Source organism: Pseudomonas sp. AB39(2026) (assembly GCF_059831485.1).
Window position 1 is genome coordinate 3,053,626 of sequence record NZ_CP195212.1, and the last position, 21,707, is coordinate 3,075,332.

Here is a 21,707-nt window from a genome sequence, read left to right on the forward strand (position 1 = left end):
GGGAAGCCCGCCTTACTGCACAATCAGGTTATTGAACAGCAAGTCTTCGACCACAGGCTTCCCCTCCTCGTCATTCAATACCTGTTGGGTTTGCTTCAAGGCCTGTTGGCGCAGCGCTTCCTTGGCATCCCCAGAGCCCATCGAATCCATGGTTTGCTGGTTGAACAGCTGCACCAACTGGTTACGGATCAAAGGTTCATGATGCTTCACCGCTGCCAGGGCTTCAGGGCCTGTGACTTTGAAGGCGATGTCGGCCTTGTACACATGCAGCCGGGGCCCGCCGTCCATAGCGTAATTGCCCACCAGGGGCGGGGACAGTGAGTAATAGACGACCTTGGGCGGTCCCTCCTTCGATTCCCCGCCCTCTTCGGCGTGGGCAGCGAAGGGAAGACATACAGCCAGCAATACAGCGATCCAGGGTTTCACAGCGTTGATTCCTCGTTCTATGCGCGGCAGGCACAGCAATGATGGGCAGCTACCAGATGCGGCCGCCCGTGCAAGGTCGGGCTTGCCTACACTATCGGCCACTACTTGCAAAGGAATAGCCCAAGACTGGGTAATTGTGCAAAGCCTTTGGCGGCACACACAACATCCGCGGCACACGCGCGGCGTGATTCAGGTGGGCTAAGTACCCTGTACACACCCTGGTGGAATAGCACTGGCAGGCGTTAGTGCCATTTCCAGCCAACGCTTGAAACGCGCTTCCAGGTTTCGGTCTGGCATGGCGTGGGAGCGCAGTGCCGTGATGGTTTGCTCTACATAGTCGCGACAACTGCCAGACCGCCCACAGGCACTGGCCAGCACCTGCACCAGCAGGTCGTCAGGCAGGTTGCCGGCATAGGTGGGCAGGTGGCGCTCAAGCACAAAGCCCAGTGCCTGGACCTTGCTCCCGTCCTCCAGCCGGCAGGTGAGCCAGTGAGGGCGGTAAGAGGGATAGGGCATCTCACGCTTCCACAGGGCCATCAGTGACGCCTGCAGGTGCTCATCATGCAGCCGGTAGGCAAACCCGGTACAGGAGCCACCACGATCCAGGCCAAACACCAGGCCAGGTTTCTGTGGTGTGCCACGGTGCTCTTGTGACCACAGATACAGCCCACGGTGGTAGCCATGTACCCGCGCGCGGCGCCGTTCGACGCTGTTACATTCCGGTCGCCAGATCAACGACCCGTAGGCAAACAGCCATACCGGCCCACCCGCGTGCTGGCTCATGGTTGCGGCCAGCGAGCAGGCCAGCTCTTCATCGCTCAGTTGCGGTGTATCAAGGATAGGTGGGTACGCGGTTGGGTACGCAAGGGCAGGTTCGAGTGCCGACATGGAAAAACCCCGGGAGTTCCAGACTGCTTACCCGTCACTCTAACCGAAGCACGCTGCCAAGGGAGTACCGGCCATCGCGACAGCTCAAGCGCGAGGGGCGTAGGCAAATACATCCGCGCGCATCTGGTGCGCATCCATACCAGCCTCTACAAGCGCGTCCAAGGTGGCATAAACCATGGCCGGTGAACCGCTGGCATATACCTGCACGGTCGTCAGGTCCGGGATGTCTTCTCTTACGGCTTCATGCAACAGCCCACAACGCCCTTCCCAACCACATGGGTCACTGACCACCTTGTGCAGGAACAGGTTAGGCAGGCTTTCCCATTCGTCCCATTGATCGACCTGGTAGAAGTCCTCTACCCGCCGCACGCCCCAATACAGATGAACCGGATGATGAAAGCCTTTGGCGCGGCAATGCTCGATCAGGCTGCACATCTGCGCCATACCGGTACCGGCGGCGATCAGTACCAGAGGCTCGTCTGGCAGCTCTGCCAAGTGAGTATCACCGTAAGGCAGCTCCACATGGGCCAGGCCTTCCCGTTGCAGTTGAGCGAGCAGTTTGAGCGCACCCTCCTCACGCCCCAGGATATGCAGCTCCAGCGCACGGCCACTGTGGGGAGCGGAGGCAATGGAAAATGCCGCTTTGTCAGCGCCGTTGCGCTCCATCAGCAAGTACTGCCCGGCATGGTAGCGAGGGAGCTTCCCAGCCGGCGCCTGCAGCCGCACTCGCCATACGTCTGCCCCCACCTGTGCGCATTCGGTCACCTGGCAGGCGAGCCTTCGTAGGGGCAGCTCGCCCCGCAGCAGCACGCCGTCCCATAGCACCACACAATCGTCCAGGGGCGTAGCCACGCAGGTATACAGCTCGCCATGTTCGCGCACCTGCCCCTCCTGAGACACCCGGCCCTCGACCAACAGGGCAGCACACACATGGCAATTACCATTACGGCAACTATGAGGGCAGTCATAGCCCAGGCGCCGGGCGGCATCGAGGATGTGCTCACCAACCTGCACGTCCAATACGGCGCCCGAAGGCTGCAAGGTTACGCGCATCAGTCTATTCCCAGCTGATTCCAGAGTTCGTCCACACGGCGAGTAATGGCAGGGTCCTTTTCAATCACCCTGCCCCATTCCCGTGTGGTTTCCCCTGGCCACTTGTGGGTGGCATCCAGGCCCATCTTCGAGCCCAGGCCGGACACCGGCGAAGCGAAGTCCAGGTAATCGATGGGCGTATTGTCGATCAGCACCGTATCGCGTTTGGGGTCCATACGGGTGGTCACGGCCCAGATCACGTCGTTCCAGTCCCGGGCATTGATGTCGTCGTCGGTGACGATCACGAACTTGGTATACATGAACTGGCGCAGGAATGACCACACCCCCAGCATCACCCGCTTGGCATGGCCGGGGTACTGCTTCTTGATGGTCACGACCGCCATGCGGTAGGAACACCCTTCTGGCGGCAGGTAGAAGTCGACAATTTCCGGGAACTGCTTTTGCAGAATGGGCACGAACACTTCGTTCAGCGCCACGCCCAGGATCGCAGGCTCATCCGGTGGCCGGCCGGTATAGGTGCTGTGATAAATAGGCCGTGTACGGTGGGTGATACGCTCCACTGTAAATACCGGGAAGCGATCGACTTCGTTGTAATAGCCGGTGTGGTCACCGTAGGGGCCTTCATCGGCCATCTCACCAGGATGAATCACGCCTTCAAGCACGATTTCCGCACTGGCCGGCACCTGCAAGGTATTGCCACGGCACTTGACCAGTTCGGTGCGGTGGCCGCGCAGCAGGCCAGCGAATGCGTATTCGGACAGGCTGTCCGGCACTGGCGTGACGGCGCCCAGAATAGTCGCAGGGTCTGCGCCCAGCGCCACGGCCACCGGGAACGGTTCGCCCGGATGCTTCTCACACCATTCCCGGTAATCCAGTGCGCCGCCACGATGGCTGAGCCAGCGCATGATGACCTTGTTGCGAGCGATCACCTGCTGCCGGTAGATACCCAGGTTCTGCCGTTCCTTGTTGGGCCCTCGGGTAACCGTAAGCCCCCAAGTAATCAGCGGGGCTACATCGCCTGGCCAGCAGTGCTGAACAGGCAGCACGCCCAGGTCCACGTCGTCGCCTTCGATCACGACGTCATGGCAGGCAGCGTCTTTAAGCACCTTGGGCGCCATGGAAATGATTTTCTTGAAAATCGGCAGCTTGGACCAGGCGTCTTTCAGCCCCTTGGGTGGCTCCGGCTCTTTGAGAAAGGCCAGCAGCTTGCCGATTTCGCGCAGCTCACTGACCGATTCGGCACCCATGCCAAGCGCCACGCGCCCCGGTGTGCCAAACAGGTTGCCCAACACCGGCATGCTATGCCCCACCGGGTTTTCGAACAGCAGCGCCGGGCCCTGCTTGCGCAGGGTACGGTCGCAGATTTCAGTCATTTCCAGCACCGGCGACACCGGCACTGCGATGCGTTTCAATTCTCCGCGCTGCTCTAGCTGCTGCACGAAGTCCCGCAGGTCCTTGAATTCCATCGCCCAGATCACACCACAAAAGAGGCGCCTAGCTTACCCGCTATACCTCGCCTGTGCGCAACCCCTTGGTGCATAGGTGTGATAGGCGCGCTTGGCTTTCAAGTGCAGCGCGCGTAAAGCTAGCGAGAGCGCCCGTCGATACTCGCACCTAGAAAATTCCGAACACAGGTAGCTTGTCAGGCTCCGACAACTGTTCCTGTGCCTCGGCTACGCCTACTATTCAGCACCGCTCCTCGATAGGGTCAACTATGAAACATGGCAGCCCTGGAAACGACGTTATAGCCGCCATTGAGCAGGCCGCCCATGCCAAGGGGTACACGCTCGATACCTATCAAATTGCCGTGGCTCAACGCCTTGGCGCTCTAACCCAGAAGCTGCTCAAGCCGTCGCTGCTGATGCGGCTCGGGCAAGGGATACCGCAGGGGCTATACCTCTGGGGGCCGGTAGGCCGTGGCAAGAGCTTTATGCTGGACGCCTTTTTTGCAGCCGTTCCTCTACAGCAAAAGCGTCGAGTGCATTTCCATGCATTCTTTCGAGAGTTCCACCAGCGGATGTTCGATCACGGTGCCACCCGTAATGCCGTAGGCATGGCACTGGATGCCCTGCTTGGCGATTGTCGATTGCTGTGCTTTGACGAATTTCACTTACACGACATTGGCGATGCCATGCTCATGAGCCAATTGTTCAGAGCATTGTTCAACCGCCGCTGCGTTGTGGTCGTAACGTCCAATTACCCACCTCAAGGCCTGCTGCCGAACCCGCTCTATCATGAGCGCTTTTTGCCGACTATCCAGCTGATCGAACAGCATCTGGAGATCCAGCCCGTAGCGGGCGATACGGACTATCGTGCCTCCACCAACGCCTCGGCAGACGCTTTCAACCAAGGTGCCTTTATCTGCCCTGGCACGGCAAGGCAGCGGCAAAGCCTTGGGCTACCTGACGGGCCTGTGATAACCGAAAACCTTACAGTCAACCGCCGCTCACTGACTGGCCTGGCACTGGACGAAAGCACCGTGTACTTCACGTTTGCAGACCTATGTGAGGCCGACTCGGCCACAATCGACTACCTAGCGCTGGTTGACCGTTACGCGCGTTGGATTATCGATGCCGTCCCTAGGCTTTCTACCGCCAGTGCCGCCGGGCAACAGCGTTTCTTGAACCTCATAGACGTGCTGTACGACAGGCGCTCCGTGCTTTTTTTGATCAGCGAGGTGCCCCTCTCTCAAATGATGGACGATTGTGAGTCGGGAGACCTGGCGCGGACCCGTAGCCGCGTGAGTCAGCTTCGTGAGATCTGCCACGCCATGCCAGAAACAGCGCCTTGAATCACAGTCGCAAAAAAGGCTTAATTTGGATCCTTTAAAGATTGCACAATAAGTTTCGCCTTATTAGGATCCCAAAGCGAATTAACCCTATAACAATAAAGGATTCGTGCGATGAGTGATGGGTTGACCATCGGCTGGGGCCCTTATGCCTTGATTTTTGCCACCCTGCTGGGCGCTTACGTGATTTTTGGTATTGCAGGTTTTGGCACCGCTTTAGTGGCAAGCCCTGTACTGGCACTGTTCATCCCTGTTGCCAAGATCGTCCCTTTGCTGGCCTTGATGGACTTGTTTGCGGCATTGGTGAATGTAAGCCGTGATGGGCGCAATGCCGATTGGAGTGAGTTGCGGCGGCTTGTGCCCATGATGATCCTGGGCAGTCTGATAGGTGCGGCAATTCTTCTGACCACCCGCCCAGAATACCTTCTACCGGCGCTAGGCATTTTCGTCACGGCCTATGCGCTGTACTCCCTTAGCGGGTTTAAACCTCAGCGTAGCTTCAATGCCGCCGCAGCCTACCCCTTCGGTTCGATTGGCGGCATCTTCAGTGCCTTGTTTGGCAGTGGTGGGTTTATCTATGCGATCTACCTTAGCGGCCGGCTTCCCACCAAAGAGGCCATGCGCATCACTCAAACAACACTCATCGGCCTAAGCACCCTTACCCGTGTTGTGCTGTTTGCACTTGCCGGCGTGTACCTCGATCCCAGCCTGTTGTGGCTAGTGCTCTTCCTCGCGCCTGGCATGCTGATCGGCGTGACTGTGGGCAGACGCATCACACTTACTATGTCCCGAGAGCAGTTTCTCAAAGTGATCAATGTCGTTGTACTTGTTTCCGGTATTGCTTTGATCGCTCGCTATTACGCCTACCCAGCCTAGCGGTACAAACATTTTCGCAAAGTACAAAAAACGGCGCCCGAAGGCGCCGTTCTCTTGAAACGCACTGTTACTTGCGCTTCATCGACAAGAAGAACTCGTCGTTGGTTTTGGTCTGCTTGAGTTTGTCCGTGAGGAACTCGATGGCAGCGATCTCATCCATCGGGTGCAGCAGCTTGCGCAGAATCCACATGCGCTGCAATTCGTCGTCGGCGGTCAGCAACTCTTCGCGGCGGGTGCCGGAGCGGTTGATATTGATGGCCGGGAATACACGCTTTTCAGCGATACGGCGATCAAGTGGCAGCTCCATGTTGCCCGTACCCTTGAATTCCTCGTAGATCACTTCGTCCATCTTCGAGCCGGTTTCAACCAGCGCGGTGGCGATAATGGTCAGCGACCCGCCTTCCTCGATGTTCCGCGCCGCGCCAAAGAAGCGCTTTGGCTTCTCAAGGGCGTGGGCATCCACACCACCGGTCAGTACCTTGCCGGAGCTTGGAATCACGGTGTTGTAGGCACGCGCCAGGCGGGTGATGGAGTCCAGCAGGATGACCACATCCTTCTTGTGCTCGACCAGGCGTTTGGCCTTCTCGATCACCATCTCGGCCACTTGCACGTGGCGGGTTGGCGGCTCGTCGAAGGTGGACGCAACCACTTCGCCGCGCACGGTACGCTGCATTTCGGTCACTTCTTCCGGGCGCTCGTCGATCAGCAGAACAATGAGGTGGCACTCAGGGTTGTTACGGGTAATGTTCGCGGCAATGTTCTGCAGCATGATGGTTTTGCCGGCCTTGGGCGGCGCCACGATCAAGCCGCGCTGGCCTTTACCGATAGGCGCACACAGGTCGATCACACGGCCTGTGAGGTCTTCGGTGGAACCATTACCGGCTTCCATCTTCAAGCGCTTGTTGGGGAACAACGGCGTCAGGTTTTCGAAGAGAATCTTGTTCTTCGCGTTTTCCGGACGGTCGTAGTTGATGGTGTCGACCTTCAACAGGGCGAAGTAACGCTCGCCTTCTTTCGGCGGGCGAATCTTGCCCACGATGGTGTCACCGGTGCGCAGGTTGAACCGGCGGATCTGGCTCGGCGATACATAGATGTCATCCGGCCCAGCCAGGTAAGAGGCGTCGGCGGAACGGAGGAAGCCGAAACCGTCCTGGAGGATCTCCAGCACGCCGTCACCGGATATCTCCTCGCCACTTTTGGCGTGCTTTTTCAGCAGGGAGAAAATCACATCCTGCTTGCGAGAGCGGGCCATGTTTTCGATGCCCATCTGTTCGGCCATTTCGAGCAGGTCGGTGATCGGCTTTTGCTTGAGTTCAGTCAGGTTCATAGAGGGAATGACGTGTTCTGTATGGAGGGAATAAGCATTTGGGCTTAGAGAGGCCGCGCCGGGGAGAGGCGATAGGATCGCGCACAAATTCGAATTGGAATGCGTCGGCGACGACTTGCAGGGGGCACCAGAGAGGCTAGTGCGAGGCCGAATTTAACACCTGATCGCAGGCCCGTCTAGTCGGCAGAATGAAAAACCCCGCGAAGTGCGGGGCCTTGTGCAGCAGATGCAACCATTAGATGTTCGCGTCGATGAAGGCTGCGAGCTGGGACTTGGACAAGGCGCCTACCTTGGTAGCCGCTACTTCGCCGTCTTTGAACAGCATCAGGGTAGGAATGCCACGCACGCCATGCTTGGCTGGGGTTTGCTGGTTTTCGTCAATGTTGAGCTTGGCAACGGTCAACTTGCCTTCGTATTCCGAAGCAACGGCGTCCAGCACAGGCGCGATCATTTTGCACGGGCCGCACCATTCAGCCCAGTAGTCGACCAGCACAGGGCCTTGGGCCTTGAGTACGTCAGCCTCGAACGAGGCATCGCTTACGTGTTTGATCTTGTCGCTGCTCATTAAAATCTCCTGGTCACGACCTTGAAAAGTTGGGTACATCATAGCCCCCTACGGTTGTAACCGGAAGCTAAGGGCTATTGAGTCTACCTATGGCCTGCAAGCATTTAACTTATGACCGAGCACCTGCAAAAAAATGCACTGTGAACGATCACTGCCTTTAAAACACTGGTGCGCAAGCACCACGGCAGAGCACCTGCTTGGCAGCATCAGGCTTGTGGCAAGGCTTGGCTCCTTTTCGTAGGGGCCCTAAATGCACTGGCATGCCCTGTGCAACAGCTGCTCCATCCTGGCCCATATTGGAGCACCCCATGCTCAAAGGTTGTATTTCACTGTTCGCTGCCACCGTATTCGCTTGCTCGCTCACCCAGATCGCTCATGCCGATGGCTTGGCCGACATCACCGAGCGCGGCACGTTACGCGTGGCGGTACCACAGGATTTCCCACCCTTTGGTTCAGTGGGCCCTGACATGAAGCCCCGCGGCCTGGACATCGATACTGCCCAATTGCTGGCCCAACGGTTGAATGTGAAGCTGGAATTGACCCCGGTGAACAGCACCAACCGCATTCCCTTCCTGACCACCGGCAAGGTTGACCTGGTGATTTCCAGCCTAGGGAAAAACCCTGAGCGTGAGCAGGTGATCGATTTTTCCAACGCTTATGCACCCTTCTACCTGGCCGTGTTCGGCCCGCCCGATACCGTTGCCGCCAACCCTGACGACCTTAAGGGCAAGACCATCAGTGTGACCCGTGGGGCTATTGAAGACATTGAGCTAAGCAAGGTGGCGCCTGAGGGCGTTACCATCAAACGCTTCGAGGACAACAACTCCACCATCGCGGCCTACCTGGCCGGGCAAACCGACCTGATCGCCAGCGGCAACGTGGTGATGACCGCCATTACCGAACGCAACCCCAAGCGGGTTCCTGCCCTCAAGTTCAAGCTCAAGGATTCGCCGGTGTATGTGGGCGTGAACAAGAACGAGCCGGCGTTGCTGACCAAAGTCAATGACATCATCGCAGCCGCAAAAGCTGACGGTAGCCTCAACAAGAATGCCATGACCTGGCTCAAGCAGCCGTTGCCTGCCGACCTCTGACGGCGCACTGCGCCGGCTGACCCAAGGACGCCCCATGGCTTACCACTTTGACTTTACGCCCGTGCTGCAAGCCGCGCCCCTGTTGTTCAAGGGCGCGGGGGTCACCCTGGCACTCACGGCAACCGGTGCGGTATTCGGCCTGGCCTTGGGCATTTTGGGTGGCGTGGCTCGGGCCTGGAAGGTAAGGCCGTTAGCGGGCATTTTCGCGGTCTATGTAGAGGCTATTCGCAATACGCCCTTTCTGGTGCAGCTGTTTTTCATCTTCTTCGGCCTGCCCTCGTTGGGCGTTCAGATCAGCGAATGGCAGGCTGCAATTCTGGCGATGGTCATCAACCTGGGCGCTTACAGTACCGAGATCATCCGTGCAGGTATCCAGGCCGTGCCCCACGGGCAACTGGAAGCGGCAGCAGCGCTGGCGCTGACCCGGGCCGAGGCCTTCCGGCACGTGATACTGCGGCCCGCTCTTGCCAAGGTTTGGCCAGCGTTGAGCAGCCAAATCATTATCGTGATGCTTGGCTCGGCCGTCTGCTCGCAGATCGCGGCCCAGGAGCTCAGCTTTGCAGCCAACTTTATCCAATCGCGCAATTTCCGAGCATTCGAAACCTACCTCCTGACCACCCTGCTGTACTTGTTGCTGGCCATTGGTGTGCGCTGGGCACTGGCATGGCTGGGGCGGTACCTGTTCAAAGGGGCCCGCTGATGGACTTCACGTTCTGGGACATCGCTCGCAACCTGCTCACGGGCCTGCAATGGAGCCTGCTGCTGTCACTGCTGGCCTTCATCGGTGGTGGCGTACTGGGCTGGCTGGTGCTGCTGGCACGCGTGTCTACTCATACTCTTCCTCAGGCACTGGCCACGGTATTCATCGAAGTGTTCCAGGGCACACCTTTACTGATGCAGTTGTTTCTAGTGTTTTTCGGGGTCGCCCTGCTGGGCGGCGACATTTCGCCCTGGATGTCCGCTGCCATTGCACTCACGCTGTTTACCGCCGCCTACCTGGCCGAAATCTGGCGCGGCTGTGTGGAGGCCATTCCCGGTGGCCAGTGGGAAGCGTCTGCCAGCTTGGCGCTTACTCGCTATGAGCAATTGCGCCACGTGGTGCTTCCCCAGGCCTTGCGCATTGCCGTTGCACCAACGGTTGGCTTTTCCGTTCAGGTGGTCAAAGGCACGGCCGTGACCTCCATTATCGGTTTCACCGAGCTCACCAAAACCGGCAGCATGCTGGCCAATGCCACCTTCGAACCGTTCATGGTGTATGGCTTGGTTGCCTTAGGTTATTTCTGCCTGTGCTTCCCGCTGTCGTTGTTCGCTCGCTATCTGGAAAGGAGGCTGCATGCCGCTGCTTAGAGTGACTGCCCTGCATAAATACTACGGCGACCACCATGTACTCAAAGGGATCGACCTTAGCGTGGAGGAAGGCCAGGTGGTGGCGATCATTGGGCGCAGCGGCTCGGGCAAAAGCACGCTGTTGCGTACTCTCAATGGGCTGGAAACTATCAATGACGGCGTTATCGAAGTGGATGGCCAATACCTGGATGCCGCCCGTGCCGATTTGCGTGCGCTTCGCCAGACGGTTGGCATGGTGTTCCAGCAGTTCAACCTGTTCCCGCACCTGAGCGTGGGGGAAAACGTGATGCTTGCACCTCAGGTGGTGCGCAAGGTCACCAAGGCAGCGGCACGTACCCTGGCCCGTGACATGCTGGAACGCGTAGGCCTTGCAGACAAGTTCGATGCCTTCCCGGATCGCCTGTCAGGGGGCCAGCAACAGCGCGTAGCTATTGCGCGGGCATTAGCCATGTCGCCGAAGGTACTGTTGTGCGACGAAATCACGTCGGCGCTGGACCCAGAACTGGTGAACGAGGTGTTAAGCGTGGTCCGGCAGTTGGCCAAGGACGGCATGACGCTGATCATGGTGACCCATGAAATGCGCTTTGCCCGAGAGGTAGGGGACAAACTGGTCTTCATGCACCAGGGCCGGGTTCACGAAAGCGGTGATCCCCGGCAGCTATTCGCCGCACCAGGCACGCCTGAGCTGGCCCATTTCCTTGGGCAAGGGGCGCAATGAGGGTGGCCGCCTAAAACCGGGTGCCGTTGGCGAAGCACGCGGATCGTGGCAGGATGCACAGGTTATCGACCGAGAACCTCGAACATGCCGCCACTCAAGCCGACGAACCTGTCACTCATTGCTGCGATTGACCTGGGGTCCAACAGCTTTCACATGGTTGTGGCCAAACCGGTCCAGGGCGAGATTCGTATCCTTGAACGGCTCGGCGAAAAGGTCCAATTGGCTGCTGGCATAGACGACCAACGCCAGTTGAGCGAAGAGTCCATGCAACGCGGGCTGGACTGCCTCAAACGCTTTGCGCAGTTGATCAATGGCCTGCCTTTAGGCGCTGTGCGTATCGTAGGCACCAACGCCTTGCGTGAAGCGCGTAACCGGGGCGAATTCATCCGCCGTGCCGAGGCGCTGCTAGGCCACCCCGTGGAGGTGATCTCAGGCCGTGAAGAAGCCCGCCTGATCTACCTTGGTGTGTCCCATACCCTGGCCGACACCCCCGGCAAACGCTTGGTAACCGACATTGGCGGTGGCAGCACCGAATTCATCATTGGCCAGCGCTTCGAGCCATTGATTCGCGAAAGCCTGCAAATGGGCTGCGTGAGCTTTACCCAGCGCTACTTCCGCGACGGCAAGGTTACCCCGGCCCGTTATGCCCAGGCCTACACAGCAGCCCGGCTGGAAATCATGGGTATCGAAAATGCCCTGCATCGGCTGGGCTGGGATGAAGCCATCGGCTCATCAGGCACCATTCGGGCCATTGGCGCTGCCATCAAAGCCGCAGGGCTCGGCTCGGGTGAAGTGAACGCTGAAGGGCTGGCCTGGCTCAAGCGCAAGGTCTTCAAGCTGGGCGATATTGAAAAACTCGACTTCGATGGGCTCAAGCCTGATCGCCGCGCCATCTTCCCCGCAGGGCTGGCCATTTTGGAAGCCATCTTCGACAGCCTTGAGCTGCAGCGCATGGATCACTGCGAAGGCGCCTTACGCGAAGGCGTGCTGTATGACCTGATGGGCCGCCATGGCCATGAGGATGTGCGTGAGCGCACCTTGAGCTCGCTCATGGACCGCTACCATGTGGACCTGGGCCAGGCTGCACGCGTGGAGCAGAAAGCACTGAGCGCGTTCGACCAGGTCGCCGATGCCTGGGGGCTGGAAGACGGCGTATGGCGAGACCTGCTGGGCTGGGCTGCGAAGGTACACGAGGTGGGCCTGGACATCGCCCATTACCACTACCACAAGCATGGTGCCTACCTGATCGAACATTCCGACCTGGCCGGTTTTTCCCGGGAAGATCAGCACATGCTGGCACTGTTGGTGCGTGGCCACCGTCGCAACATTCCACGCGAGCGTTTTGCAGAGTTTGGTGAAAATGGCAAAACGCTGATCCGTCTATGCGTGCTGCTGCGCTTTGCCATCCTGTTCCACCACATACGCGGCACCCAGGAAATGCCTCAGGTGCAGCTGCAGGCGGGCAAGGATACCCTAGACGTGGCATTCCCTGCCGGGTGGCTGGAAAACAACCCTTTAACCCAGGCCGACTTCGCCCTTGAAGCCGAGTGGCTGACCCGGGTTGGGTTCACCCTTACCGTACGGTAAGGGGCTGGTTACTGAGCCGGTCGAGCAACGTGACCTGCGCATTGCGCGGGTTCTGGTTGCCGGTCGGCGTTTGACGCACGTAGGTACCGTCCGGCTGTAGAATCCAGGCGTGGGTATTGTCCGTCAGGTAGGCCTCTACCTCCTTCTTCACCCGCGTGATCAGCTTTTTGCCTTCTACCGGGAAGCAGGTTTCCACTCGGCGGTCCAGGTTGCGCTCCATCCAGTCGGCACTGGACAAGTACAGCTGCTCTTCCCCTCCGTTGAGGAAATAGAACATGCGGGTGTGCTCCAGGAACCGGCCAATGATCGAGCGCACATGAATGTTATGGGAAACCCCTGGCACGCCAGGCCGCAGGCAGCACATGCCGCGCACGATCAGGTCGATCCGCACGCCAGCCTGGCTGGCCTTGTACAGCGCGCGGATGATCTTGGCATCGGTAAGCCCGTTGAACTTGGCCACGATGTGCGCGGGCTTGCCGTCTACAGCAAACTGGGTTTCCCTCGCGATCATGTCCAGCATGCCCTTCTTGAGGGTGAAAGGCGCATGCAGGAGCTTTTTCATGCGCAAGGTTTTACCCATGCCGATCAATTGCGTGAACAGTTTGCCTACGTCTTCGCACAGGGCGTCATCGGACGTTAGCAAGCTGTAGTCGGTGTACAGCCGTGCGTTGTTGGCGTGGTAGTTACCCGTCCCCAGGTGCGCATAGCGAACAATTTCGCCAGCCTCGCGCCGTAGGATCAGAATCATCTTGGCGTGCGTCTTGAAACCGACCACGCCGTAGATCACCACCGCACCCGCTGCCTGCAGCCGGCTGGCCATTTGCAGGTTGGACTCTTCGTCAAAGCGCGCGCGCAGTTCGATCACCGCCGTGACTTCCTTGCCGCTGCGTGCCGCGTCTACCAGGGCATCTACGATTTCCGAGTTGGCCCCGCTGCGGTACAGGGTTTGCCGGATAGCCAGAACATGGGGGTCTTTCGCGGCCTGACGCAGCAGGTCCACGACTGGCGTGAAGGACTCGAAAGGGTGCAACAGCAGAATGTCCTGCTTGCTGATTACGCTAAAAATGTTTTCAGCGTTCTGCAGCAGCTTGGGAATGGCTGGTGTGAACGGCACGTGCTGCAACTCTGGGTGGCTATCCAGGCCCGTGATGCTGAACAGACGCGTAAGATTGACCGGCCCGTTGACCTGGTACAGCTCCGACTCAGCCAGGTTGAACTGTTTGAGCAGGTAGTCCGACAAGTGCTTGGGACAGGTATCGGCGACCTCCAGGCGTACTGCATCGCCGTAACGGCGCGAGAACAACTCGCCACGTAGGGCACGCGCAAGGTCTTCCACGTCCTCGGAATCCAGCGACAGGTCGGCGTTTCGGGTCAGGCGGAACTGGTAGCACCCTTTTACCTTCATGCCTTGGAACAGGTCGTCAGCGTGGGCATGAATCATAGAGGACAGGAACACAAAGTTGTCGCCCACACCGCCCACGTCCTCTGGCACCTTGATCACGCGCGGCAGCAGGCGTGGCGCTGGAATAATGGCCAGGCCTGAGTCTCGCCCGAAGGCGTCAACACCCTCCAGCTCTACAATGAAGTTCAGGCTCTTGTTCACCAGCAGCGGGAACGGGTGAGTCGGGTCCAACCCGATCGGCGTGATGATGGGAGCGATTTCATCACGGAAATAGCGCCTCACCCACGCCTTGAGCTTGGGCGTCCAATGGCGGCGGCGGATAAAACGTACCTGATGCTTTTCGAGTTCAGGTAGCAGGATGTCGTTGAGAATCGCGTATTGCCGGTCCACCTGAACATGCACCAGCTCGCTGATGCGGGCAAGGGCCTGGTGAGGCTGCAGGCCATCGGCACCCGCCTGCTCACGGGCAAAGGTGATCTGCTTCTTGAGCCCGGCTACGCGGATTTCGAAGAACTCATCCAAGTTGCTGGAAAAGATCAACAGAAACTTGAGGCGCTCAAGCAAGGGGTAGCTTTCGTCCAGTGCCTGCTCAAGGACGCGAATGTTGAACTGCAGCTGGGACAGTTCCCGATGGCTATACAACACAGGGTCGTCCAGGCCCGGAATGGCCATGACGGGCACGGCTGGCGCTGCCTCCAGGGGTGCTTCGAGCGGCATCTCGGCCACGATGTCCTGCAGGGGTTCGGTCACAGGTTGAGCCTCTTCTACGACCAGATCGGGGAGCGCTTCATTATTCATGTGAATATCCTGAAGGGCCAGAGGCCCGGGGGCAATGGGCGGCACACACTGCGATGTCGTTAGCCACAGTGACGATGGCTTGCAGGCCAAGGTCACGGCCGCCAGCGAGCGGGCGCCAAGCAAGCGTGCAATTGCCGTCGGAGACGAACCGGGCTGTTATAAGGCCAGCCTGTGACAACCGCATGACAGCCACGTATTGATAGACGTAGAGCGTCTGCAGGCCTCAATGTTCACGTCGAGACACATATCGACACTTTCATGAAGTTCTCTTAAGGGTTAGGCTGCGCGTTCATTTCGCCAGCATCTTGAAAATGCTCCATCAATTTCTCAACGATTTCGGCTACCTGGCCCTGTTCCTGGGGACCTTCTTCGAAGGCGAAACCATCCTGGTGCTTGCCGGGTTTCTCGCGTTTCGCGGATACATGGACATCAACCTGGTGATGCTGGTGGCCTTCTTCGGCAGCTATGCCGGCGATCAGCTGTGGTATTTCCTGGGCAGGCGCCATGGCCGGCGGCTGCTGGCCCGCAAGCCGCGTTGGCAAACCCTGGGAGATCGTGCGCTGGAGCATATCCGCAAGCACCCAGACCTGTGGGTGCTTTCCTTCCGGTTCGTTTATGGGCTGCGCACTGTGATGCCTGTCGCCATCGGGCTGTCCGGCTATCCACCACGCCGTTACCTGCTGCTCAACGGCATCGGTGCCGCTGTTTGGTCCATCGCCTTGGGCCAGGCGGCGTATCACTTCGGCTCGGTGCTAGAGCGTTTACTGGGCAGTGTAAAAAAGTACGAGCTTTGGGTACTCGGCATCCTGCTATTGCTGGGTGTGGCCCTGTGGATTGCCCGCCGTATCAAGGCCGCACGCATTGCACGCAAGGCCGAACAGGCCGGCAAGCTACCCGAGCCACCAGCTCAATAACCCTATAGTGGCGCGCGACGCAGCGTTGCCAGGAAGGTGGCAGCACCTATGAAAAGGCCCGCGAACGTGCGGTTAAGGCGCTGCTGCTGCCGCGGGGTACGCATCAGGCGCAGTACCTTCGAGGCCAGGCCTGTATAACCCGCCATCACAATCAAATCAACGGTCACCATGGTGGCCCCTATGATCAGATATTGGGCAAGGAGTGGGGCCTGCGGGTCAATGAACTGAGGCAACACGGCCAGCATGAACACCAAGGCTTTGGGATTGCTTACGTTTACCAGAAACCCGCGAAGCACCAGGCTGGTGCGGCTGCCGCCCACTGCTGGGGTTGAGTCGCCTTGCATGTCCATGGGTGCGGCCCGCCACTGGCGGATGGCAAGGTACAGTAGGTAGAACACCCCGAACCATTTGATCACCGTAAAGGCTGTAGCGGAGGCTGCCAGAATGGCACCGACGCCTGCCGCGACTACGGCGATCTGCAAAGCTAACCCTAACTGAAGGCCCAATGCGTTCCAGTATCCCCTGCCAAAGCCATATCGCAGGCCAGAACTCATTGAAGCAATAGCGCCCGCGCCAGGGGATAGACTAATTACCCAACTGGCTGCCAGAAACGCCAACCATGTGTGCCATGCCATGCAATACCTCCTGTACCGCGGGTAAGCCTGCTTGTTGAAGCAGGGGGCCTGAACGTCAGCCCAGTTGTTCCAGCTCACCTTGCAAGGTTTCCAGCAACTCTAGCGCCGCCATCCAGTCTTCTTCAAGGCGGCCCTCCTCTACCTTTAGGGAGGCCTGGCGAGCAAGCAGCGTCTTGAGTTCATCCTTCTGCGCCGCTTCATACACGGCGCTGTCACCCAGCCTGGCCTCTATGCGGGCCAGCTCCTCGTGTACGGTACCCAAACGGGCTTCCAACCGATCCGCTTCACGCTTGTGTGGCGCCAATTGTTGGCGCAGGGCAGCCGCCGCCTGGCGCTGGGCCTTTTTATCCAGGCCGTTACTGTTGCTTGAAGGCGCGGAGGTGGGCGCATGGCGTTGGCGGTAATCCACCAGCCACCGCGCGTAATCGTCCAGATCGCCATCGAAGGGTTCCACACGGCCTTCTGCAACCAGCATGAAGTCGTCTGTGGTGCTTTTGAGCAGGTGTCGGTCATGAGACACCACCAAAACCGCACCACCGAACTCCTGCAAGGCCATGGTCAGCGCCAGACGCATTTCCAGGTCCAGGTGGTTGGTGGGTTCGTCGAGCAGCAGCAGGTTAGGCCGGCCCCAGGCAATGAGCGCCAACGCCAGGCGAGCTTTCTCGCCTCCTGAGAAATTGAGCACCGGCTCGTCGATGCGCGCGCCACGGAAATCGAAGCCGCCCAGGAAGTCTTTCAGCGTTTGCTCGCGCTCGGCCGGGGCCAGGCGCTGCATATGCAGCAGGGGGCTGGCCTTGCCGTCCAGCGAGTCCAGCTGGTGCTGAGCGAAATAGCCGACCTCAAGGTTCTCACCACGCCGCAGCTCTCCGCCCAACGGCGACAGCTCGCCTGCCAGGTTCTTGATCAGGGTGGATTTACCCGCGCCGTTTGGCCCCAGGAGGCCAATGCGCGCACCCGGTACGAGCTGCAGCTTCACCTTTTCCAGCACCACCTTGGTGTCATAACCCAAGCGCGCGTCGGACAGGTCCAGCAAGGGGCTGGACAGCTTGTGGGCTTCGCGGAAGATAAACTCGAAGGGAGAGTCCACATGGGCTGCAGAAATCTCTTCCATGCGTTCCAAGGCCTTGATCCGGCTTTGGGCTTGCCGTGCCTTGGTCGCCTGCGCCTTGAACCGCGCAATGTACTTTTCCATATGCGCACGGCGGGCTTGCTGCTTCTCGTACACCACCTGTTGCTGCGCCAGGCGCTCGGCCCGGGCACGCTCGAAGGCGGTGTACCCACCCCTGTAAAGCGTGAGCTTGCGCTGGTCCACGTGGGCAATATGGTCAACCACGGCGTCCAGGAAATCGCGGTCGTGAGAAATCAGCAGCAAGGTGCCAGGATAGCCCTTGAGCCACTCCTCAAGCCACAGGATCGCATCCAGGTCCAGGTGGTTGGTAGGTTCGTCGAGCAGCAATAGGTCCGAGGGGCACATCAGGGCCTGGGCCAGGTTCAGACGCATCCGCCAGCCACCGGAGAAGTCGCCTACGGGCTGGTCCATCTGTGTATTGCTGAACCCAAGCCCGGCCAGTAGCTTGCGCGCCCTTGCATCGGCGGTATAGCCGTCGGCAGCGTCCAGCTCGGCGTGAGCTCGGGCCAGAGCCGTCCCCTCCTGAGAGGCTTCGGCAGCCGCTAGCTCGGCCTGGATAGCGCGCAGGCGCTGATCTCCATCGAGCACGTAGTCCACGGCGATACGGTCCAGCGTATCGATTTCCTGGCGCATGTGAGCGATGCGCCAGTCTGGCGGCAGGTTGCAACTGCCGGCGTCAGGTGCAAGCTGGCCGCGCAACAGGGCAAAAAGGCTGGACTTGCCGGCGCCATTGGCACCGATCAGTCCGGCTTTTTGACCGGCGTGCAGGGTCAGCTCGGCGCCTTCTAGCAAGCGCTGCGGGCCACGTTGTAAAGTAAGGTTCTGAATTCGGATCATAATGGCGGCGGAGTTTACCAGCTTCCCTGCAAACTGGCGTGGGCTGACGATGCACAATGAGCTTTGGCAGTATGCAGGCAGGGTATATGCACTGCCTGGGGTGGAAACGGCCTGCCTCGAACTTCAGGCCACTGGCGCTAACGTATGCCTGGCCTTATGTGCACTTTGGCTGGAGCACCGGCAGGTCCGGTGGTCAAGCGCCGGGGCTGAGACGCTGGAGACTCGCGCGCGTGTCTGGGCCGAGGCTGTGGTAAACCCGCTCAGGGCGCTACGCCAGGGCTGGCGTGCCGAGGCCCAGCACGATGCCGCACTGGGCTCGATCAGAAACGAAGTGAAACGTCTGGAGCTTGAAGCTGAGCACGTGCTGCTGCAGCGCCTGGAGCAGGCTACCGCAGGTTGGCCCACCGGCCCCTCTGCAGACCCGGCCTGGTTGACCTGGGCCGTGGCGGACGTGGGCGCCCGCCTTGCACTACGTGAAGCTATGGCACAGCGTTAGCCGTTCGCTGGCCCGCCGTTGCCGCCGGTCGGCGCCTCAGAGGCTGTGACCTTGCCAGCGACCGTACGAGGCTTGCGCGGAGCGCGCTTGGTGAGTGCCGCAGCAGCCGGCGTAGTCGCAACGTCCTCACCTGAATGAACAGCTGTTGCCAAGGCCGCCTTGCGTGCAGCAGGCCTGCGCCCTACGGGCTTGATAGCTGGCGCAGGCACCGAATCAGTGGCGGGGGTGGCAGGTGTTGCTGCAGCAGCCTGGGGCGCTGCCTTGCGGGCTGGCGCTACGGAAGGTGGAACTGTGGCGCCTTTGGCACTGCGTTTATCAAGAGCTTGCGCTACGGCTTCACGCACTTTGCCTACACCTTGGGCAAGCGCCAGGCCGGCCTGCACGTCATTCTTAAGCTCGCCAATGTACTGGCGAGTTTCACGCTGACGATGCTGCAGGTCATCTAGGGCACCTTCAAGCATGTCTACATTGGCGCGCGCTTTTGCCTGCGCCTTGGCCTTGCCCGCAGCGGCAGCCTCTTCGACACGCGTGCGGTGCTTGTGAAGTTTTTCTTGCACCTTGGTCCGCTGCTTTTCCAGCTTGGCAAGGACCTTTTCGGCATCAGTCAGGGCCTGTGTACAGGCGTCTTCAAAATGGTCCAACAAACTGGCAGTCAGTTGCTGAAGCAGGTGCAACGGTGTGCTTACGGGCTTCTTCTTAGCCGACATGATGTTCCTCCTGACTGGGTGGCCTTGCATGGTATGCCTACCGGTCCTAGCTCGCCAGCAAGCAACGGATAATTTTACGTGACAGCCCGCCGGCTTCAGGCAACGCATCCCAAAGGTGGCAACCCTGGCCAAGGGCGACGATAATCGAGCTTCACCTCGGGAGTTTTCAATGTCGCGTTTCCTGTTGTTCACGCTATGCCTGGCCGCGCCTTTGAGCTTGGCCGAAGACGCACCTGCGACCGCTCACGACCTAGGCTATAGCCTGGGTGCCAGCATCGGCGAGCGGTTGCGCGACGACCAGCCTGGCCTGGACATAGAAGCACTGGTGGAGGGTTTGCAGCAGTCCTACCGTGATCAACCGCTGGCGTTGGACAAAGCAAGAATCCGCCAGATTCTGGCGGACCATGAGGCCGCATTGAACCCGCCTGCGCAAGGGTCAACAGTGGAAGCAGCGCTACAGGCCGAGCGGCGTTTCATGGCAACTGAGCACGCACGCGCTGGCGTTCATGAATTGCCCGGTGGCGTTCTATACACGGAGTTGGCGCCTGGCCAGGGACAGAAGCCTACTGTCAGCTCACGTGTGGAGGTGGTGTATATAGGCCAATTGCCAGACGGCACGGTGTTTGACAGGAATGATCAGCCACAGTGGTTCCGGCTGGACAGCGTGATAGAGGGCTGGAAAATCGCGCTTGAGCAGATGCCTGCCGGGGCTCGATGGCGCGTGGTAGTGCCTTCGAGCCTAGCGTATGGCGCAGAAGGCGCAGGGGAGCTTATTCCACCCTACACCCCCCTGGTATTTGAGATCGAACTGCGTAACCTGGCGGGTTGAAGCGGTTCAGGCCTGAACGGCAACGTGCTCGCGGTGAGCGGTATGCAGGACCTCGATCAGGCAATCTTCCAGTTCGAAACGCTCATGCAGAATGCCACCTAACTCACGCAACCGCGCACAGAGGTCTGCAAAATCCGTGCAGTCGCCCTTGTCGCAATGGTCGTTGAATTGCAAGCAGCGCTCGGTAAGCACATCGAGGCGTGGATAGATCTGTTCAGCCAGCTCAAGGCCGCGCTCGTCACCAAACGCTTTGGCTTCTTGGGTTAGCTGCTCATACACCCCGAAGTGACCAGCAGATACGTAATCCACCAATGTTCCGCAGAAGTCCTGAAGTGCAGAGCGACGAAGGCGGCCTTCCTCTGAAGCCTCTTCGATGGCACCAAACGCCTGAATCAGGTGTTGGCGATCCTGCAACCACCGGTCGATGATCAAATGGACCCCACCCCAACGTTCCTGCGCATTCTGACAACTTTCCAGCATGGTCTGTTCTTCCCTTGAGGTTTACGCTGAAGACGGAACGCAAACCAGCCAATGGCCAGCGAACCAGCACTGTACGACTCATCGAGCGTAGCAAAGGGCCATGCTCTGGTGCGTTAAAGGAGAGTATGCCCCAGTGCTTGCAGCGGCAAGACGCAGCGCCGCAATCTTCATACAAGCGTTTGATTCCAGCGATCGGCTGGTCAGCGTTGGAGCACTTGCATGAATGAAATCACCCCAAGGCCAGTGAAGGTCAGAAGGCTCCACTCAGGCAAGCTCATGTCCAGTAGCGTCCAGGTGACGATGGCGCAGTCGGGGGAACCCAATACAAGCACCTTCAATGTCTGGAGCAGAGCCTCAGACTTATCAAGGTGCAAAAGGTTCGGCATGCAAACCCGTTCCTGCAGGGGGGCGTGAGCTTGAAGCCACAATTGCCGCATGGCCGACGCGGCGCCGGCACCTATGGCCAGCAAAGCGCCGGCTGCACACAGGCGGGCCCCTGAGAGGGTACGTGCCTTGAACCAGCCAAACATACTTGTGATTGCCACTAGCAGTAGGCAACCTCGCTGAATCACACACGTAGGGCATGGTCGCAGAAAGGCTGTGCTCTCTACATAAACTGCCGCGCTCAACATTAGCATGGCCACTGCGAAGACCAACACAAACAGATGACGCGAACGGGCCAATGGCATGTGCAATCCAGCTACGCGGTTAACGGGCAGCCACGTTAGTTGAAAGCCTCCAAGCCTTTCAAGCGTGGCAACACCAGAACCAATCTGAAAAACCAAGGCGTTCAAACTACCGACCTCAGCCCGCC

Annotated in this window: 22 protein-coding genes; 10 read left to right on the top strand and 12 right to left on the bottom strand. The window is 59.2% G+C overall.

The window, feature by feature from the left end; genetic code table 11:
- Positions 1 to 12 precede the first annotated feature (12 nt).
- From ACSAMW_RS14085 to ubiD, 4 genes are all read right to left on the bottom strand, one after another.
- Positions 13 to 426 carry a flagellar basal body-associated protein FliL gene (locus ACSAMW_RS14085; protein ID WP_500590820.1) on the bottom strand — a complete coding sequence of 138 codons (414 nt, stop codon included), beginning with the start codon at positions 424 to 426 and terminating at the stop codon, positions 13 to 15.
- 198 nt (positions 427 to 624) lie between these two features.
- Positions 625 to 1,314: a gamma-glutamylcyclotransferase gene (locus ACSAMW_RS14090; protein ID WP_500590821.1), complete on the bottom strand. Its 690-nt coding sequence runs from the start codon at positions 1,312 to 1,314 to the stop codon at positions 625 to 627.
- Positions 1,315 to 1,398: 84 nt separating this feature from the next.
- A complete protein-coding gene (locus ACSAMW_RS14095) occupies positions 1,399 to 2,367 on the bottom strand; it encodes a CDP-6-deoxy-delta-3,4-glucoseen reductase (RefSeq protein ID WP_500590822.1) in 969 nt (322 codons plus the stop codon).
- Complete coding sequence (ubiD, locus tag ACSAMW_RS14100) at positions 2,367 to 3,833, bottom strand: 4-hydroxy-3-polyprenylbenzoate decarboxylase (protein WP_500590823.1); 1,467 nt, start codon at positions 3,831 to 3,833, stop codon at positions 2,367 to 2,369. The genes ACSAMW_RS14095 and ubiD overlap by 1 nt, the downstream gene beginning before the upstream one ends.
- A 248-nt stretch (positions 3,834 to 4,081) precedes the next feature.
- Between ubiD and zapE the strand changes: the two genes are divergently transcribed.
- Together zapE and ACSAMW_RS14110 are read left to right on the top strand one after the other, a co-directional pair.
- On the top strand, positions 4,082 to 5,158 hold the full coding sequence (gene zapE / locus ACSAMW_RS14105) for a cell division protein ZapE (protein ID WP_500590824.1): 1,077 nt from the start codon (positions 4,082 to 4,084) through the stop codon (positions 5,156 to 5,158).
- Between the two features lie 111 nt (positions 5,159 to 5,269).
- Positions 5,270 to 6,031, top strand: a complete 762-nt coding sequence (locus ACSAMW_RS14110; protein ID WP_500590825.1) for a sulfite exporter TauE/SafE family protein — start codon at positions 5,270 to 5,272, stop codon at positions 6,029 to 6,031.
- Positions 6,032 to 6,098: 67 nt separating this feature from the next.
- Here ACSAMW_RS14110 and rho read toward each other — a convergent pair whose 3' ends face one another.
- Together rho and trxA are read right to left on the bottom strand one after the other, a co-directional pair.
- Positions 6,099 to 7,358, bottom strand: coding sequence for a transcription termination factor Rho (gene rho / locus ACSAMW_RS14115; RefSeq protein WP_168083295.1), 1,260 nt, complete (start codon positions 7,356 to 7,358; stop codon positions 6,099 to 6,101).
- A 235-nt stretch (positions 7,359 to 7,593) separates the two neighbouring features.
- A complete protein-coding gene (gene trxA, locus ACSAMW_RS14120; RefSeq protein WP_168083297.1) occupies positions 7,594 to 7,923 on the bottom strand; it encodes a thioredoxin TrxA in 330 nt (109 codons plus the stop codon).
- A 308-nt stretch (positions 7,924 to 8,231) separates the two neighbouring features.
- Between trxA and ACSAMW_RS14125 the strand changes: the two genes are divergently transcribed.
- From ACSAMW_RS14125 to ppx, 5 genes are all read left to right on the top strand, one after another.
- A complete protein-coding gene (locus ACSAMW_RS14125) occupies positions 8,232 to 9,014 on the top strand; it encodes a transporter substrate-binding domain-containing protein (protein ID WP_500590826.1) in 783 nt (260 codons plus the stop codon).
- Between the two features lie 34 nt (positions 9,015 to 9,048).
- Positions 9,049 to 9,714, top strand: coding sequence for an amino acid ABC transporter permease (locus tag ACSAMW_RS14130; RefSeq protein WP_500590827.1), 666 nt, complete (start codon positions 9,049 to 9,051; stop codon positions 9,712 to 9,714).
- Positions 9,711 to 10,361: an amino acid ABC transporter permease gene (locus ACSAMW_RS14135; RefSeq protein ID WP_500594043.1), complete on the top strand. Its 651-nt coding sequence runs from the start codon at positions 9,711 to 9,713 to the stop codon at positions 10,359 to 10,361. Before ACSAMW_RS14130 ends, ACSAMW_RS14135 begins: the two co-directional genes overlap by 4 nt.
- Positions 10,348 to 11,079, top strand: coding sequence for an amino acid ABC transporter ATP-binding protein (locus ACSAMW_RS14140; protein WP_500590828.1), 732 nt, complete (start codon positions 10,348 to 10,350; stop codon positions 11,077 to 11,079). Before ACSAMW_RS14135 ends, ACSAMW_RS14140 begins: the two co-directional genes overlap by 14 nt.
- Before the next feature lie 84 nt (positions 11,080 to 11,163).
- Complete coding sequence (gene ppx / locus ACSAMW_RS14145) at positions 11,164 to 12,666, top strand: exopolyphosphatase (protein ID WP_500590829.1); 1,503 nt, start codon at positions 11,164 to 11,166, stop codon at positions 12,664 to 12,666.
- Here the strand turns inward: ppx and ppk1 are convergent.
- Positions 12,653 to 14,866 (bottom strand): polyphosphate kinase 1, encoded by a 2,214-nt coding sequence (ppk1, locus tag ACSAMW_RS14150; protein WP_500590830.1) that lies wholly within the window; start codon positions 14,864 to 14,866, stop codon positions 12,653 to 12,655. The genes ppx and ppk1 overlap by 14 nt on opposite strands.
- A gap of 311 nt (positions 14,867 to 15,177) precedes the next feature.
- Here ppk1 and ACSAMW_RS14155 point away from each other — a divergent pair, with 311 nt between their 5' ends.
- Positions 15,178 to 15,780: a DedA family protein gene (locus ACSAMW_RS14155; RefSeq protein WP_500590831.1), complete on the top strand. Its 603-nt coding sequence runs from the start codon at positions 15,178 to 15,180 to the stop codon at positions 15,778 to 15,780.
- Positions 15,781 to 15,782: 2 nt separating this feature from the next.
- Here ACSAMW_RS14155 and ACSAMW_RS14160 read toward each other — a convergent pair whose 3' ends face one another.
- Together ACSAMW_RS14160 and ACSAMW_RS14165 are read right to left on the bottom strand one after the other, a co-directional pair.
- Positions 15,783 to 16,415 (bottom strand): LysE family transporter, encoded by a 633-nt coding sequence (locus ACSAMW_RS14160; RefSeq protein WP_500590832.1) that lies wholly within the window; start codon positions 16,413 to 16,415, stop codon positions 15,783 to 15,785.
- Positions 16,416 to 16,470: 55 nt separating this feature from the next.
- Positions 16,471 to 18,381: an ATP-binding cassette domain-containing protein gene (locus ACSAMW_RS14165; protein WP_500590833.1), complete on the bottom strand. Its 1,911-nt coding sequence runs from the start codon at positions 18,379 to 18,381 to the stop codon at positions 16,471 to 16,473.
- Positions 18,382 to 18,430: 49 nt separating this feature from the next.
- Between ACSAMW_RS14165 and ACSAMW_RS14170 the strand changes: the two genes are divergently transcribed.
- Positions 18,431 to 18,877: a TIGR02444 family protein gene (locus ACSAMW_RS14170; protein ID WP_500590834.1), complete on the top strand. Its 447-nt coding sequence runs from the start codon at positions 18,431 to 18,433 to the stop codon at positions 18,875 to 18,877.
- On the opposite strand, the gene ACSAMW_RS14175 is transcribed toward ACSAMW_RS14170, so the two are convergent.
- Positions 18,874 to 19,584, bottom strand: coding sequence for an AlgP family protein (locus tag ACSAMW_RS14175; protein ID WP_500590835.1), 711 nt, complete (start codon positions 19,582 to 19,584; stop codon positions 18,874 to 18,876). The genes ACSAMW_RS14170 and ACSAMW_RS14175 overlap by 4 nt on opposite strands.
- Before the next feature lie 169 nt (positions 19,585 to 19,753).
- Here ACSAMW_RS14175 and ACSAMW_RS14180 point away from each other — a divergent pair, with 169 nt between their 5' ends.
- Positions 19,754 to 20,413 (top strand): FKBP-type peptidyl-prolyl cis-trans isomerase, encoded by a 660-nt coding sequence (locus ACSAMW_RS14180; protein ID WP_500590836.1) that lies wholly within the window; start codon positions 19,754 to 19,756, stop codon positions 20,411 to 20,413.
- A 6-nt stretch (positions 20,414 to 20,419) separates the two neighbouring features.
- Here the strand turns inward: ACSAMW_RS14180 and rsd are convergent, their stop codons facing one another.
- Together rsd and ACSAMW_RS14190 are read right to left on the bottom strand one after the other, a co-directional pair.
- A complete protein-coding gene (rsd, locus tag ACSAMW_RS14185) occupies positions 20,420 to 20,893 on the bottom strand; it encodes a sigma D regulator (protein ID WP_500590837.1) in 474 nt (157 codons plus the stop codon).
- A gap of 200 nt (positions 20,894 to 21,093) precedes the next feature.
- Positions 21,094 to 21,582 carry a disulfide bond formation protein B gene (locus ACSAMW_RS14190; RefSeq protein ID WP_500590838.1) on the bottom strand — a complete coding sequence of 163 codons (489 nt, stop codon included), beginning with the start codon at positions 21,580 to 21,582 and terminating at the stop codon, positions 21,094 to 21,096.
- Between the last annotated feature and the right edge of the window lie 125 nt (positions 21,583 to 21,707).